The sequence below is a fragment of the Kitasatospora sp. NPDC054795 genome (genome assembly GCF_053611565.1).
The window spans coordinates 1-14,026 of the sequence record NZ_JBSHAP010000184.1 but is presented as its reverse complement, the minus strand read 5'-3'; the positions used below and the strand labels follow the sequence as shown (position 1 = coordinate 14,026).

The following is a 14,026-nucleotide window of genomic DNA, read 5'->3' as shown; positions in this document are numbered from 1 at the left end:
CCGGGCCGCCTCCGTGCCACCGGAGGCGGCAGCGGAGGCGGCACCGGAAACGGCGCCCTCGCCGCCCCTGCGGCGGCCGATCCAGTCCCGAAGCCCCACCCGGCTCACCCGCCTTCGCTGATGCGGGTGTTGAGCCGCGCGATCTCCCTGACCCACTGCCCGCGTTCACGGTGGGTCAGGTCGAGGATGTCCTCCCGCTGCCAGTGGAAGTGGTACGCGATGTACGCGATCTCCTCGTACAGCCGAGCAGGCGCGTACGTCACGATTCCCCCAGGCGCCCACCGGCGAGGTCGACCTCGAAGGCGCCGTCGCAGTGCGGGCAGGTCACCGCGGCGCGCGTGTGGCCTTCGCTGTTGATCCGCTGGTAGAGGTCCTGGAGGAAGGCCACGTCGGTGGCGTACATCCGCTCGACGACCCCGGCGTGCACGTCGGTGATGTCGCCCAGCCTGGTGATCACGTGGCTGAGCAGCACCACGCTGAGGTACGCCGGGTTCTCCTTGACCCTCAGGTCGATCTGCGGCATCAGCTCGTCGCGGGCGGTGGCCAGGCGCATGGCACCGTGCCGGTGCACGGTGCCCTCGTCGTCGACGTAGCCGAGCGGCAGCTCGAACTCGAACTCGGTGTGCGGCGCCCGCGCCCGGGGCTGCGCCGCCGCTGCCGCCGGGGCCTGCTGCGGCGGCGCGGTGTTCTGCGGGGCCGGAGCCCGTTCCAGCAGCTCCTCCAGGCCGATCTTGCGCCTCACTCGACCGAGATCTCCTCGAACACGATGGTCACGGTCTCGGTGGCGGCGCTGGACTCGCCGGCGCTGAGGGTGGGACCCTCCCAGCGGCTCGCCCAGGCGTTGGTCAGCTGGATGCGCCGCAGGGTGGCACCGGTGGTGTCCTTGACCTCGATGGTGAGGTTCTGCCGCGCGGTGTTGATCGCCCCGTTGTTGAGGGTCTCCTTGATCCAGTCCGTGAACGCGCCGCTCTTGTCCAGGCCGCGGGTGATGGTCACCTCGCCGGGGAGCCGGGCGCCGGGCTGCTTGCGGACGATCAGTTTGCCCTCTTGGGTCACCTGCTTGTACTCGACGACGTCCTGTTCGACCGTCAGGTTGCTGATCTCCTTGACGGACTCGACGTTGTAGCCGCCGAGTTGGACGCCGAAGATATGTGTGGAGAGCGGATCGCCTTCAGCCATGGGTTTGTGTCACCTTCCGATGCGAGGGGTGCCGAGGGTGCCGAGGAGTGGCGCCGACGGGTGTGGTGCCGACCGGGCCGGTCACTCGTTGACGAGGCTCGTACTGTCGGAGAACTGGGACAGCCGGAACACCACGAACTCCGCGGGCTTCACCGGGGAGACGCCGATCTCGCAGATCACCTGGCCGAGGTCGATGGACTCCGGCGGGTTGTTGTCGCGGTCGCACTTGACGTAGAAGGCCTCGGCCGCGGTCTGCCCGAACAGGGCTCCGCGCCGCCACTCCTCGGTGAGGAACGCCGTGATGTTCCGGCGGATGCTGGACCACAGCCGGTCGTCGTTGGGTTCGAAGACCACCCACTGGGTCCCCAGGAGGATGGACTCCTCCAGGTAGTTGAAGAGCCGGCGCACGTTCAGGTAGCGCCACGCCGGGTCGGAGGAGAGGGTTCGCGCGCCCCAGATCCGGATGCCGCGCCCGGGGAAGGCCCGGACGCAGTTGACGCCGATCGGGTTCAGCAGGTCCTGCTCGCCCTTGCTCAGGCGCAGCTCCAGGTCCACCGCGCCGCGGATGACCTCGTTGGCGGGCGCCTTGTGCACGCCGCGCTCGGCGTCGCTGCGCGCCCACACCCCGGCGACGTGCCCGCTCGGCGGGACCAGCACGTTGCGGCCGCTCGCCGGGTCGAACACCTTGATCCACGGGTAGTAGAGCGCGGCGTAGCGGGAGTCGAAGCCCGCCTCGTCGTTGCGCCAGGTGCGCATCCGCTGGGCGTTGAGGCCGGGCGGCGGGTCCAGGACGGCGATCCGGTCGCCCATCTGCTCGCAGTGCGACATCACCGCCAGCTGGACGGTGCGCAGGCCCTCGTCGTCGAGGTCGCCGCGCTGGTAGGCGCTCATCAGGTCGGGCACCGCGACCATGGTGATCTCGTCGATCGCCTCCAGGCCGCCGAAGCCGGTCCGGGCGGCGGCGTCGCCGACGTACTCGGCGGGGTCGAGCCGGCCCACCGGGGCCGCGGCCGGCGCGGGCGCGGCGGCCAGGGCGTGGGTGCGGCGCTCGGGGCGACTCGGCGCGGTGCCGGGCTGTTCGGCGACGGCGACCAGCTTCGACTCGCGCAGCTGGGTGACGACGTAGCCCTTGGTGCTCTTCCGGGTCGAGACGTCGTAGGTCTCGGCGACCTCCGCGCCCCGGCGCACCAGCAGCCGGAAGCGGTCCTCGGGGACGTTCTCCCCCTCCGGGTCGGCGACCTCGACGGACACCTCGGCACCCGCGCCCGGCAGGGCGGAGAAGAGGAACCCGGCGATCTCGACAGGCGGGGCCGCGGTGACGGCGGGGGCGGCACCGGGCGCCCGGCGGGCCGGGTCGCCGACCCGCACCACGTAGGCGGAGCCGCCGCCGTTGGCGAAGAAGCCGTACACCGAGTGCGCCAGGTAGGTGCCCTCGGTGAAACCGCCGAACCGCTGGACGTACTGGTCCCAGTTGGTCACCAGTGTGGGCTCGTGGAAGGGCCCGGTCTCGGCGAAGCCGACGAACGCGGCGACGGCCGTGCCGACGCCCTCGATCGGCCGGGCACCGGACTGGACCTCCTCCACGTACACGCCCGGGGTGAGGTACGACGGCATACGCGCTCCTTCGGCTGGTCAAGCATTGCGCCGGTCATTCGCCCCCGAGTCTGCTGCCCGGACGTCACCCGGAAACATGTCCGCAGGTCCCGGACCGGGGGCAGGAACGGCTGCCCCCGGCGGACACCGCCGGACGTCCGCGCAGGCGCCCCGGACGCCCCGGTCGCCCCCGCCGCCCCGGACGCGCCGGACGCGCCGACCGTCCGCGTCGCACCCGGTCGCCCCCCGCCGTCCCGGGGGCGGTCAGCCGTCCCGGGGGCGGTCAGCCGTCCCGGGGGCGGTCAGCCGTGCCCGGTGTCCCCGAGCGCGCCCAGCCACGGCCCGAACTCGCTCGCCAGCACGAGCCGGCCGAGCTTGCGGTACTCGCCGACCACCGCGGAGACCAGCTGCGCCATGCCCAGCGGGGCGCCCGTCCCGGCGGCCAGATACGCCGCGGAGACCGCGCAGGCCCGGATGGAGCCGCCGGTGAGCTCGAAGTTCCGGGCGCAGAAGTCCAGGTCGAGGTCGTCGCCGCGAGGCACCAGCGGCCCCAGGCAGCGGTCCCAGAGCAGGCGCCGCTGCGCCTCGTCCGGCAGCGGGAACTCGGCGATGACGTCCAGCCGCCGGGTGAACGCCTCGTCGAGGTTGGCCCGCAGATTGGACGTCAGCACGGCGATCCCGTCGAAGGACTCCATCCGCTGGAGCAGGTAGGCCGTCTCCACGTTGGCGTGGCGGTCCCGGGAGTCCTTGACCTCCGAGCGCTTGCCGAACAGCGCGTCCGCCTCGTCGAACAGCAGGACGCCGTTCACCTGCGCGGCCTCGGTGAAGATCCGTTCCAGGTTCTTCTCGGTCTCGCCGATGTACTTGTCCACCACGGTGGAGAGGTCCACCACGTACAGCTCCATGCCGAGTTCGGCGGCGACCACCTCGGCCGACATCGTCTTGCCGGTGCCGGACTCCCCCGCGAACAGGGCGATCACGCCGTTGCCCCGGCCGCCGCCCGGGCGCATCCGCCACTGTCCGAGCACCTGGTCGCGGTGCCGGGCGCGCAGCACGAGCTCGCGCAGCCGGCCCGCGGTGGGGGCGGGCAGGACGAGGTCGGACCAGCCGACCGCGGGCTCGATCCGGCGGGCGAGCCGGGCCAGCCCGGCGGCGTTCTGCGCCCGCACCGCCGTGCGCAGGTCCTCGGCCCGGACCGGGCGCCGCTCGGCGGCCGCCGTCCGGGCCGCGACCGAGGCGGCGCGGGCCAGCTGCTCCTGGTCCAGCCGGTAGGCGGCCACCGCCTCGGCCAGTTCCTCCGGCAACTCCTCGCCCGGCTCGTCACCCGACTCCACGCCCGACCCCACGCCCGACTTCTGACTCGACTCCGAAGCACCCGGCTCCGCACCCAGCGCGCGGGCCCACTGCCCGGCCCGGTCGCGCGCGTCCGGCGGCCGGACGGTGAGCACCACCGGGCTCCGCGCCGCCCAGACCGGGTCCCAGACCTGCGGGCCGTGCACCACCAGCGGGACCCCGGTGAGTTCCGCGCACAGCTCGCGCAGCAGCGCGGCCCGCTCGGGCCGTTCGGGTTCGAACCGGTCCAGTGGCCCGAGCACCACGCCGCCCCCGCCCAGCCGCGCCTCGCGGGCGAGCACCCGTACGGTGGCCTCCGGCGGGCGGTCGGCGAACGCGGCGGCGTCGACCACCAGGGGCGGCGGGCCGTCGGCCGCGAGGGCCGCCACCGCGAGCCGGCCGGCGTGCCCGCCCCGGTCCAGCAGGTGCACCAGGCCGCCGTCCGCGGCCAGGAAGCGCAACTGTTCGAGGGGCTGGTGGGAGCGGCGCCCGGGTCCGGCGCGGCGGGCCAGCCCGGCGAGGCTGCCGTCCGGCTCGTCGTCGCCGAGCAGATGGGCCGTCACCCGGTCCGGGACGCGCAGGGTGCGGGAGAGCAGCGGGCGGTCCGGCTCGGTGATCTCCAGCAGGCCGCCGGCGATCAGCGGGGCCCGGACGGAGAACCGGAAGCGGCCGGCGCCCGCCCCGGGCAGTCCGCACAGGTCGAGGGCCAGGCCGATGGTCGCCCGGCGGCGGGTCAGGTCGTCGTTGAGGTAGCCGTAGAGCTGCTCGAAGCGGGAGTCGAGGTCCGGGGCGAGCGCCACCAGCAGCAGGTCGAGGTCCACCGGGAGCAGCCCGAAGGCGGCGCTGAGCCGCCCGAGCCGGGAGCCGGGCGGCGGCGCGGGGCCGTCGCCGGGGTCCGCGGCGGCCCGGTGCACCGTGGCGGAGGCCGCCAGGATGCGCTCCACCGCCTCCGGTCCGAGGTACTGGCCGCGGTACGGGTCGTCCGGGTCCGGGTCGTCGGCCCGGCGCTCGCGCACCGCGGCGCGGACCCGCCGTTCGACCCGCTGCAGCCGCTCCCAGAGCTGGTCGGGGGCCTGACCGAACGGTGCGCTGTCCTCCGGCCCTGACGGCCCGTCGTGCTCCGGCCCGGGCGGTGCGCCGTCGGCCGCCGAGGCGGTCTCCGGGGCCCGGTCGAGGTCGAGGCTCATCGCGCCCTGCCCCGGGCCCGGCGGCCGGGCGGCAGCCCGCGTTCCCGGGGCGCGGCGAAGCCGTCCGGCCCGGGGTCCCCGGCGCCCTGGTAGCGCAGCCGGCGGCCCGGACCGTCGGCGGGCGGCGGGCCGGCCGGGGTGGTGTCCCCGGCGTTGGTGCTGCCTCCGACGTTGGTGGTGTCGCCGGCATCGGCGGTGTCGCCGGCATTGGCGGTGTCGCCGGCGTGCAGCACCAGCCCCTCGGTGACCGGCGGCCCTGCCGGGCTGCGCCCGCCGGGCAGCGGGGCGAGCACCCGGAGGTCGACCGAGGGCCGCAGTTCCCCGCCGAGCGAGGACCAGACGTCGGACACCGACGGCAGGCCGGTGTCGCGCCCCGCGATGTCCAGCCCGACGGTCAGTCCGAGCTCGGCGAGCGTGCCGGTGAGCAGCCGGGCGGGCAGCGTGTCGGTGGTCGTCAGGCTCTGCAGCACCTCGGCCAGCAGCCGGTGTTCGTCCTGCGGCCGGTTGGTCCAGGCGGTGACCAGGTAGGCCAGCTCGAACCAGCGGGGCGCGGGGCGGTGGCCGGTGACCAGGCCGTCCGCGTCGTACTCCGCGACGGTGCCGGCCTGCCGGCGGCCGGTGTCCTCGCGCAGCCCGTACAGGTAGACGCTGACCGTGGGCGCGTTGCGCCGGGCCGCGAAGTCCCGGGTGGGCGCGTCGAAGACCACGTCGATCCCGCGCTCGGGCAGACCGGTCTCGGCGAGCAGCTGTCGCAGCGCCTCGTCGACCTCGTGGATCACCGCCGCTCCACCTCCCCGGGCGGGCCGATGCTGCCCTCCACCACCAGGAAGGGGCAGGTCACCGGGGAGAAGCCGGGGCCCTCGGCGATGATGGTGCGCGGGCCGGTCTCGTCCTTGGGGAGGATGAGCAGCTGGCCGGCGAAAGTCCCGTCGCCCTTCGGGCGGGTGGGCGCGGCCGCGGCGGTGATGCCGGGTTTCCAGGTGAACCGGACCGGCGCGCCGGGCGGGAAGTCCACGCCGCGCACCGAGGTCACGAAGCCGGGCTTGCCGATCGGCGGCACCGCGACGATGCGGGGCTGGAGGATGCGCAGCGGGGTGCTCGCCCGGTGCGGTCCCGGGGTGGCGTCGGTGCCGGTGGTGGTCAGTTCCGCGGTGATGGTGGTGTCCAGCGCCGCCACGGGCGAGAGCACCACCCGGACCACCGCGCTGCGGCCCGGGGCCAGGTCGCTCACCGTGCAGGTGCCGTTCCGGCAGCCGGGGGGCAGCGCCTCGGTGGGCACTCCGGCGGGCAGGCCGAGGGTCAGGCGCAGGCCGGTGGCGAGGGCCTGACCGGTGTTGCGCACCGTGTAGCTGACGGTCACGTGGCCGCCGACGTAGCCGGGGTTCGGCTGGGCGTCGACCGCGACCGCGGGGCCGGCCTGGGGCGGCGGGGCGGGCGCCGGGGGCGGCGGCGGTACGGGGGTGGAGGTGGGCGTGGGTGTCGGGCTGGGCGTGGCGGTCGGGCTGGGCGTGGGTGTCGGGCTCGGGCGCGGGGTCGGACTCGGCGAGGCGGTCGGCGACGGGGTGGGAGTAGGTGACGGGGTCGGCGGCTCCAGCACCGGCAGGAAGGTCCGGGCGAAGTCGTCGTCGGGGTTCGGGTCGACGACCGTCCCGGTGACGCTCCAGCCGAAGTCCGGGACGCCGGGCCGGGTGCCGGTCAGGGTGGCCTTGATCCGGACCACCTGGCGCGGGGTCAGGGTGCCGAGCTCGCAGCGCAGCGCGGCGGCGTCGCACGATCCGGTCGGGGTGGTCAGTTTGTCGAGCCGGGCGCCGGTCGGCACCGAGACGGTGAGGGCGGTGCCGGGCGAGGGCGCGGGGCCCTTGTTGGTGACGGTGACGGTCACCTCGGTGCTGCCGTCGACGGGGACGGCCGGGGTCCGCTCGGGCACGCTGACCGCCAGGTCGACGGACTGCTGGACGGCCGGCTCCTTCTGGCGCCCCGGCAGCCGCCAGTCCAGCTCGGTGAGCTGGGCGGTCGCGAAGTCGTAGACCTTGAGCCCCTCCGGTGCGCTCGGCGGCGCGGCGCGGCGGGAGGTCAGCACCAGCTGGGCGCTGTTCGCCGTCCAGGCGACGTCCCGGGGCTGGAAGGGCCCGGTGGTGGGGCGGTCGGGCAGCGGCCGGGTGCAGGCGCCCTGGCCGAGCCCGGTGGGCACGACCACCGTGCAGCCCTCGCCGGTCGGCGTGGTGACCACCACCCCGTCCTGCTGGTTGTTCCCGCCGTCACCGGCCTTGCGGTTGAAGGCGATGCGGCGGCCGTCGGGGGCGAAGGCGGGACTGTCGTCGATGACGTTGCAGCTGCCCGGGCAGGCCGTCCGGCTGAGGTCGGTCTGCCGGGTGAGGTCGTCGGCGGCGACGGTCCAGACGTGCAGGTTGCCGGCGTTCTCGTTGACCACGGCCGTCCGGGAGAAGGCGATCAGCTTGCCGTCGGGGGACCAGAACGGCTGGCCGTCGGAGGCGCCGCGCTGGCCGGGCGGCGGCTGGACGGTGCCGACGATCCGCCCCGTGGCCATCTCGGCGATCAGGACCCGCCCGGGCCGGGCCGGCTGCTCGCCGGTGCCCGGGACGCTGCGGCTGAAGACGATCAGCCTGCCGTCCGGGGAGATCGACGGGTCGGTGTCCCGGTCGTTCGGGCCGCGCCCGGCGAGGTTCATCGGCTGCGGGTTCGCCCCGTCGGCGTCGGCGAGCCAGATCCGCTGGATCCGTCCGGCGGGGCCGTCCTCGTAGCGGGTCACCACGATCTGCCGGCCGTCGGGCGTGTAGGTCTGGCGCTCGAACCACGGGTCGAAGCCGGGACGGGGGTGGAACAGCGGGTCAGCGGCCGGGTCGGTGCTGGTGTTGGTGTCGGCGGCCGGATCCTCGCGGAGCACGCTGATGCCGAGGTCGCGCGGGTCCCCGCCGTCGGGACGCATGTCCTCCACGTCCGCGACGTTGGCGCCGGCGGCGCTGGTCTGCTCGACGACGGGGCCGCCCTCGTTCTGGGTTCCCAGCCAGGCCGGTGCGGCGATCAGCCGGTTGGCGCGGTAGAGCAGTCGGGGCGCGTCGCAGTTGCAGGTGAGCGCGCGGTAGAGGTTCACCACCGGCGGCTGGGACGGGTCGGGCTGCGGGCTCGGGTTGTTGGGGTCGAGCAGGTCGGCGCTGAGGAAGAGCACACCGGTGCCGTCGGCCATCCAGGCGGCGGAGCCGGTCTTCCAGGTGGAGCCGGTGCCGGGGAAGAAGGCCTTGTCGCCGCCGGTGGGCGAGGTGAGCATCAGGGTCCGGCCCTGGGCGCCCTGGTCCCAGGTGTAGACGATCTCGTTGCGGTGGGCGTCGTCGTTCAGCGGGTTCCAGGTCGGGTCGACCGCGTCCCCGCCGGTCACGTTGGTGACCTTGACCGAGGCGCCGCCCTCGAACGGCCGCAGGTAGATCTGCCGGTGATCCGGTTCGCCGGCGCAGGAGTACGCGATCCACTTGCCGTCCGGCGAGACCGTCGGATGGGTCTCGTCGGCCGCGCCGTCGGTGATCCGGCGCAGCCCGCTGCCGTCCCGGCCGACCGCCCACAGGACCTTCTGGGGACTGCCGCCTCCGGCGCGGGGCTCCAGGGACTCGAAGACGACACCCTTGCCGTCCGGGGCCAGCGCGGGATGGGCGGTGTCCATGCCGGTGGTGAGCCGGCGCACCGCGCCGGACGCGTCGCGCAGGTACACCTGGGGCAGCGGGCCGTCCCGCAGGCTGGTGAAGACCAGTTCGTCGCCGCGGGCCGACGGGTCCTGGTCGAAGTGGACCGGGCCGGGCCCGAACAGCGGGGTGCTGGACTCCGCGCCGGTCACCTTGCCGAGGCCGCGGTGGTTGGTGCCGGCGAAGACGATCCGCCCGGCCGCCGGGTCGACCGCGGCCACCGGGGCGGCGGTGACCTTTCCGCCGGGGGCGGCGCCGGCCAGGGTCACCAGGGCCGCCGCGAGCGCGAGCAGCACCGCGACGGCGGCCCTGGCCGGCCGCCGGACGGAGCGGGGGGTGGCGGTGGCGCCGATCACGCTCGACCTCACAGGTTGCAGGGGCGGTCTGCCCGCAGTCTCCCCGCCGCGGGCACGCCGCGGGAGAGCCCGGGCACCCTCGGCGGGGGAAACAACCGGTGTCCCCGAAGGGCAGCCCGCCCGCACCTCGCGTGGGAAGTCGGCCCGGCCGACTTCCCGTGCGCCCCTCCGCCTCGGCTCAGTCGAACCGGATGTGCCGGACCCCTGTCCAGGCCCGGCGGACGCGCCCCCGGAGAACACCCTCGGTGTTCGGAGCGAGCGTCAGCCCCGAAGCGGCGGCGATGCGGTCGGCCACCTGGGCGACCGTCAGCCGGTCGGTCCACACCTGCTGGGCGAACTCCTCCTCGCGCAAACGCTCCAGGCACAGGTCCAGCTTCGACACGGCGAAGCTCTCCCGGCGCAGCGGGGCGTCCCTCCCGGCCACGAACCGCACCACGTGCCCGAACCCGCGCTCGCGCAGCCGTCGCAGCACCGTGGCGCGCTCGGCCAGCAAGGTGAAGTGGCGGACGTCATGGCCGCGTTCCCGCAGCCGACCGACGGTCTCCCGGAAGTACACCGGCTCCACGACCGTCATCGGCGCGATCACCACACCGTTCTGATCGGTGAGAACGCGGTCCAGCACGTCGACGACACCTTGCCGCCAGGCGGGAAGATCCTGGAAGTCCCCGCGCAGCGACGGCGGCATCATCCGGTGCAGGCCGAAACCCACGTGCTCGGGGTCGCAGACGACACTGCCGGGAAGGCGCCACCGGATCTCGTGCGCGGTCTGAGTCTTGCCGGCGCCGAACGGGCCGTTGATCCACAGGAGCATACGGAGACCCTAGCTCCGCCCTGCGACGCTCGACCCAGGAGCGCCACCCCATGGTCAGTAGCTGTAGTGGGGCCAATGCGGATCGTCCCAGCGGGCGGGGCCGGTGAGGCCGATCAGCCTCAGACGGTGGAGCAGGTCCTCCGGTGCGTTGTGCGCCCTCAGCCGGGCGGGGGCGTGGCGGGCGAGCCAGGCGGTGAGCACGGCCACCATGGCGTCCTTGTCGTGCCGGGTCCTCCAGGGGAGCCGGTCGACGAGCAGGTCGTAGTCCCACGCGTCGACGGCCTCCGCGAGGTTCCGGTCGGCCGCCGGATGCTCCAGCGCCTCCCAGACGTCGAGCCAGGGGCTCAGTTCGCCGGACGCCTCGACGCACAGGACGAGGGTCCCGCGCACGTCCGCGAGGGGGTCGGGGGTGACGAGGCCGTGCGCCCAGAACGCGTGCAGGAACTCCCGCACCGCCGCGGCCTGCTCCCGGGGCCACTCCTGCCAGCGTCCGCGGGCGAGCGAGAGACCGATCTCGTCCTGGTACCGGGACGACTCGGACCGGCTGTCGACGACGGCACATGCGAGCTGAGGCAGCACACGGCGGAGCACCGAGCCGTGGTCGCTCCAGTCGGGGGCCTGCCAGCTCCGCCGGAGGAGGTCGGGATCGAGCCGCACGCCCGGCACCTTGAGGAGGGCGAGCTCTTCGGCGCTGCCCCAGTGGCACTCGCAGTTGTGCTCCTCCGGGCGCGCGGTCGCCCCCCGGAGGGCGAGAGCGAGGCCCTCCAGGGCCGCGCCGAGGCGCAGCTCCGCACGTCGGACGTACACGTCGGTCATCGGCGTTCACCTTCAGGACTCCGCCGACCTGCCGCTGGCGAAGATCACTACGCTACCGGTCCGCCGTTCGGCCTGACCAGCCCAGGAACGCCTCCTGCCACCTCCGCTTCCGATCCGGGCCGGTTGCCCACCGCGCCCCGGTGGTACCGGGAGGCCTTCCCCGGCCGGCGGTGGTCGATGAACGGCGGGCGGTCCACCCGCTCGACGCAGCGCAGCAGGAAATCGGTGAACGTGGCGGCGGTCTCGAACAGGCGAAGCGCTCGCGTCGCTCACCTGCCGCGGTCCGGGCCGTAGATCGGCGTGGGGCGGTCATCGGGTGAGATCGGCAGCGGTTCGAGCCGTGCCGGGCCGGGGTGGAAGGCGGAGCTGTTCGGGCCGACCATGTCCTCGCCGACCGGACAGCGGTAGAGCCACTCGGAGAAGCTCATTCGGTGCTCGTACCAGGCTCCGCCCAGACCTGGGAGGTCTCGCGGATCTTCCTCCCGGGGTTCCGGTGCTCGGTGGCCGGATGCGAGGGATACAGGTGCCCGTTGAGCTGCATCGGGACGTAGGCGTCGACGGCTGCCTTGTAGTCCTCGGGGAACTCGGTGCCGGTCTCGGCTTCCGGCTCGGCCCACGCATCGGCCCACGCATCGGCCCTGGCGAAGCGTCGTTCGCCGGGGCCGAGCATGGAGAAGACCTCGGCAGGACAGCCGCGCACGGGTTCTCCTCGTCAGGTTCGGCGTCGGGCGCCGCGTCATCGCCGCCACAAACCCCGTGGCCTGCCGGGAGGATGGCCGGGGGCGGTGACATCGGCTCGGCCGAGTCGTCTCGGATCGGCGCGGCGATACGACCACCGACCACCCGGCCCGGCCACCCGCCGGCTGAAGGCCCAGGTGCATCTGACGGCTTTGACAAAGGCATGGAGAAGTCTGTTGCGCAGGACGTCGGCGGGGTGGGGCTTCAGGCCACGGGTTGACGGTCCTCTTTGCGGTCCCGGTCGGGGGCGGGGGCGGGGGTCGCTGTGGAGGTGTTGTCCGGGCGGTGGGGCATCCGCAGGACGGCGACCGCGCCGAGGCCCACGACGGCGATGGCGAGGAGCAGGAGGAGGGGAAGGACGAGGTCGATCAGGAGTCGCACGGGGCCTCGGCCTTGTCGTAGTGGCGGAGGATCGCGAGGAGGTTGAGGACGGTGCTGGCCGGAGCGGCGCCGAAGCGGACCAGGACGCGGCCGTCGATCACCCGGTCCGTGGCCAGGGCGGGCCAGATCAGACCGAACTTGCGGCCGCGCTCGCGGAGTTCGTCGAGCAGCGAGGTGACCTCGGGCTCGGTGCAGGTGTGCATGATCGCGTCGGCCGGCCCGGTCGGGCGGCGGTGGTCGGCGGTCACGCGGCGGCGTCCAGCTCGAACCAGCAGGACTTCCCGGACTTCCGGGGCTCCGTACCGAAGCGGTCGGTGAGGGAGCGGACGAGGCGCAGGCCCCGGCCGGAGACCGCGAGCAGGTCGGAGCCGTCGTGCTGGATCGGGACGATGGGGCTCCCGTCGCTGACGGAGACCCGCAGCACGTGGTCGAGCACCGCGATGACGACGAGCTGCGCCGCACTACCGCCGTGGCGCCAGGCATTGACGAACAGTTCGAGGAGCGCGAGTTCGGCATCAGCGACCAGGTCGGGCTTCCACCCGGCGCGCGCCGTGGCCGCGCGCAACTCCTCGCGCGCGGCCGACCAGTCAGGGGGAGTCCAAGGGGAGACACGAAGGAACCTCCGTGGGGGGTGAAGTGGATCATTCGTCGCCAGACCGGGGGACGGCGAGATCGCAGATCGATGCCCACTCAGTGCACTCGACCCGCTACGCTCGGCATGCAGCCAATGCGGGATGAGGCGCAACTCACTCGCAGCATGTCGCATATTTGCAAATCGAACCTGAATTCGGCCTCACTGGCTGCCAGTTGTCGGTAGCGCCGCCGACTGCTGCACGGGCAGACTGGTCAACTGAAAGTTCTGGAGGGGACAACACATGGTGGTGTCAACCGTTCGTCGGCGTCGGCTCGGAGGCGTGCTGCGAAAGCTCCGCGAGGAGCGGAAGCTCACCGCTGAGGTGGTGGCAGAGGCGACGGGGATGAGCCAGGCCAAACTCACCCGCATCGAGACCGCTCATACGGCAGCCAAGGTCGAGGACGTCAACAAGCTCCTCGACTTCTACGGATGCGAGGACGAGGAGTACCGCGCCGGGCTGATCGCCATCACGAAGGACGGCAGCAAGCGCGGCTGGTGGTTGAGCTATCGCGACGTCATCAACTCCACCACATCAGACCTGATCCTCCTGGAGTCTGATGCCGTCACCTACAAGACGTACGAACCGTCCTTGATCCCCGGCCTGTTCCAGACGCCCGATTACGCGCGCATCGTCATCGATCGGTTGCGAATCCGATCCGGCGGATCCGTCGAGGACCTGGTCCAGGTACGAATGGCACGGCAATCCATCCTGACGCGACCAAATCCCGTGCAGGTATGGGCTGTCATCCATGAGGCTGCCCTGCGCTCCAACGCCAACCGCCCCGAGATAATGGTCCCGCAGTTGGACAGGCTCCTGACACTCAGCAGCCTTCCCAACATCAACATTCAGGTCATGCCGGTCGGCGCCGCGATCCACCCGGGGATGAATGGGGCGTTCGCGCTCATGGGCTTCCCGCAGCGGAAAGACCTCGATGTCGTCCTGGCCGAAGGGATGCTGAGCAGCCTGTGGGTCGAGGACCCGACCGATGTCGAGCTGTATCGGGCGAAGTTCCAGGAGATCACAGCAGAAGCCATGCCCGTCGATGCTTCGCTCGCCTTCATCACCGCAGAGAGAGACAGGATCAAGTGACCCAGCCGACCTTCAAGAAGTCCAGCTACAGCGCCGGCGACGACAACTGCGTCGAGGTTGCCCTCCCGGACGGCCCGATCTCCTACATCCGTGACTCGAAGGACCCTTCCGGCCCTGCCCTGGCCTTCGACCGCGCGGCGCACTCCTCCTTCGTCGCCGCCGTCGCCACCGGGGAATTCGACTTCGGGCTCCTCTAAGCGCTCACACAGCGGTGCCT

General features: G+C 73.2%; 16 protein-coding genes. 2 read left to right on the top strand and 14 right to left on the bottom strand.

Going from position 1 to position 14,026, the window contains the following annotated elements; genetic code table 11:
* Positions 1-104: 104 nt before the first annotated feature.
* The 14 genes from ACWGJO_RS38355 to ACWGJO_RS38290 all read right to left on the bottom strand — a co-directional run bounded on the left by ACWGJO_RS38355 (position 105) and on the right by ACWGJO_RS38290 (position 12,851).
* On the bottom strand, positions 105-263 hold the full coding sequence (locus ACWGJO_RS38355) for a DUF6760 family protein (RefSeq protein ID WP_181970396.1): 159 nt from the start codon (positions 261-263) through the stop codon (positions 105-107).
* Positions 260-742 (bottom strand): hypothetical protein, encoded by a 483-nt coding sequence (locus ACWGJO_RS38350; RefSeq protein ID WP_359897850.1) that lies wholly within the window; start codon positions 740-742, stop codon positions 260-262. Before ACWGJO_RS38350 ends, ACWGJO_RS38355 begins: the two co-directional genes overlap by 4 nt.
* Entirely contained in the window at positions 739-1,179 is a 441-nt protein-coding gene (locus ACWGJO_RS38345) for a phage tail protein (RefSeq protein WP_030290301.1), read from the bottom strand. Before ACWGJO_RS38345 ends, ACWGJO_RS38350 begins: the two co-directional genes overlap by 4 nt.
* A gap of 81 nt (positions 1,180-1,260) precedes the next feature.
* Complete coding sequence (locus tag ACWGJO_RS38340) at positions 1,261-2,793, bottom strand: phage tail sheath family protein (protein ID WP_452190266.1); 1,533 nt, start codon at positions 2,791-2,793, stop codon at positions 1,261-1,263.
* Between the two features lie 281 nt (positions 2,794-3,074).
* Positions 3,075-5,291 carry an ATP-binding protein gene (locus tag ACWGJO_RS38335; RefSeq protein WP_452190265.1) on the bottom strand — a complete coding sequence of 739 codons (2,217 nt, stop codon included), beginning with the start codon at positions 5,289-5,291 and terminating at the stop codon, positions 3,075-3,077.
* Positions 5,288-6,070: a DUF4255 domain-containing protein gene (locus tag ACWGJO_RS38330; RefSeq protein ID WP_452190264.1), complete on the bottom strand. Its 783-nt coding sequence runs from the start codon at positions 6,068-6,070 to the stop codon at positions 5,288-5,290. The genes ACWGJO_RS38335 and ACWGJO_RS38330 overlap by 4 nt, the downstream gene beginning before the upstream one ends.
* Positions 6,067-9,351, bottom strand: coding sequence for a hypothetical protein (locus tag ACWGJO_RS38325; protein WP_452190263.1), 3,285 nt, complete (start codon positions 9,349-9,351; stop codon positions 6,067-6,069). Before ACWGJO_RS38325 ends, ACWGJO_RS38330 begins: the two co-directional genes overlap by 4 nt.
* 166 nt (positions 9,352-9,517) lie before the next feature.
* Complete coding sequence (locus ACWGJO_RS38320) at positions 9,518-10,150, bottom strand: AAA family ATPase (protein ID WP_452190262.1); 633 nt, start codon at positions 10,148-10,150, stop codon at positions 9,518-9,520.
* Positions 10,151-10,204: 54 nt separating this feature from the next.
* Complete coding sequence (locus tag ACWGJO_RS38315; protein ID WP_452190261.1) at positions 10,205-10,966, bottom strand: hypothetical protein; 762 nt, start codon at positions 10,964-10,966, stop codon at positions 10,205-10,207.
* A gap of 269 nt (positions 10,967-11,235) precedes the next feature.
* Positions 11,236-11,394, bottom strand: a complete 159-nt coding sequence (locus ACWGJO_RS38310) for a hypothetical protein (protein WP_452190260.1) — start codon at positions 11,392-11,394, stop codon at positions 11,236-11,238.
* Positions 11,391-11,666, bottom strand: a complete 276-nt coding sequence (locus ACWGJO_RS38305) for a hypothetical protein (protein WP_452190259.1) — start codon at positions 11,664-11,666, stop codon at positions 11,391-11,393. Before ACWGJO_RS38305 ends, ACWGJO_RS38310 begins: the two co-directional genes overlap by 4 nt.
* A gap of 242 nt (positions 11,667-11,908) precedes the next feature.
* A complete protein-coding gene (locus ACWGJO_RS38300) occupies positions 11,909-12,085 on the bottom strand; it encodes a hypothetical protein (protein ID WP_452190258.1) in 177 nt (58 codons plus the stop codon).
* The gene (locus ACWGJO_RS38295; protein ID WP_452190257.1) at positions 12,073-12,333 is read right to left on the bottom strand and encodes a hypothetical protein; all 261 of its coding nucleotides are present in this window, start codon (positions 12,331-12,333) and stop codon (positions 12,073-12,075) included. The genes ACWGJO_RS38300 and ACWGJO_RS38295 overlap by 13 nt, the downstream gene beginning before the upstream one ends.
* Entirely contained in the window at positions 12,330-12,851 is a 522-nt protein-coding gene (locus tag ACWGJO_RS38290; protein ID WP_452190256.1) for an ATP-binding protein, read from the bottom strand. The genes ACWGJO_RS38295 and ACWGJO_RS38290 overlap by 4 nt, the downstream gene beginning before the upstream one ends.
* 148 nt (positions 12,852-12,999) lie before the next feature.
* Between ACWGJO_RS38290 and ACWGJO_RS38285 the strand changes: the two genes are divergently transcribed.
* Together ACWGJO_RS38285 and ACWGJO_RS38280 are read left to right on the top strand one after the other, a co-directional pair.
* Positions 13,000-13,809, top strand: coding sequence for a helix-turn-helix domain-containing protein (locus ACWGJO_RS38285; RefSeq protein WP_452190255.1), 810 nt, complete (start codon positions 13,000-13,002; stop codon positions 13,807-13,809).
* On the top strand, positions 13,806-14,006 hold the full coding sequence (locus ACWGJO_RS38280; protein ID WP_452190254.1) for a DUF397 domain-containing protein: 201 nt from the start codon (positions 13,806-13,808) through the stop codon (positions 14,004-14,006). Before ACWGJO_RS38285 ends, ACWGJO_RS38280 begins: the two co-directional genes overlap by 4 nt.
* The last annotated feature ends 20 nt before the right edge of the window (positions 14,007-14,026 follow it).

Bases quoted from the DNA above. Each gene is read 5' to 3' on its own strand.
- ACWGJO_RS38345 (WP_030290301.1), bottom strand. From the start codon at position 1,179: ATGGCTGAAGGCGATCCGCTCTCCACACATATCTTCGGCGTCCAACTC.
- ACWGJO_RS38340 (WP_452190266.1), bottom strand. From the start codon at position 2,793: ATGCCGTCGTACCTCACCCCGGGCGTGTACGTGGAGGAGGTCCAGTCC.
- ACWGJO_RS38335 (WP_452190265.1), bottom strand. From the start codon at position 5,291: ATGAGCCTCGACCTCGACCGGGCCCCGGAGACCGCCTCGGCGGCCGAC.
- ACWGJO_RS38320 (WP_452190262.1), bottom strand. From the start codon at position 10,150: ATGCTCCTGTGGATCAACGGCCCGTTCGGCGCCGGCAAGACTCAGACC.
- ACWGJO_RS38315 (WP_452190261.1), bottom strand. From the start codon at position 10,966: ATGACCGACGTGTACGTCCGACGTGCGGAGCTGCGCCTCGGCGCGGCC.
- ACWGJO_RS38310 (WP_452190260.1), bottom strand. From the start codon at position 11,394: ATGAGCTTCTCCGAGTGGCTCTACCGCTGTCCGGTCGGCGAGGACATG.
- ACWGJO_RS38290 (WP_452190256.1), bottom strand. From the start codon at position 12,851: ATGCGACATGCTGCGAGTGAGTTGCGCCTCATCCCGCATTGGCTGCAT.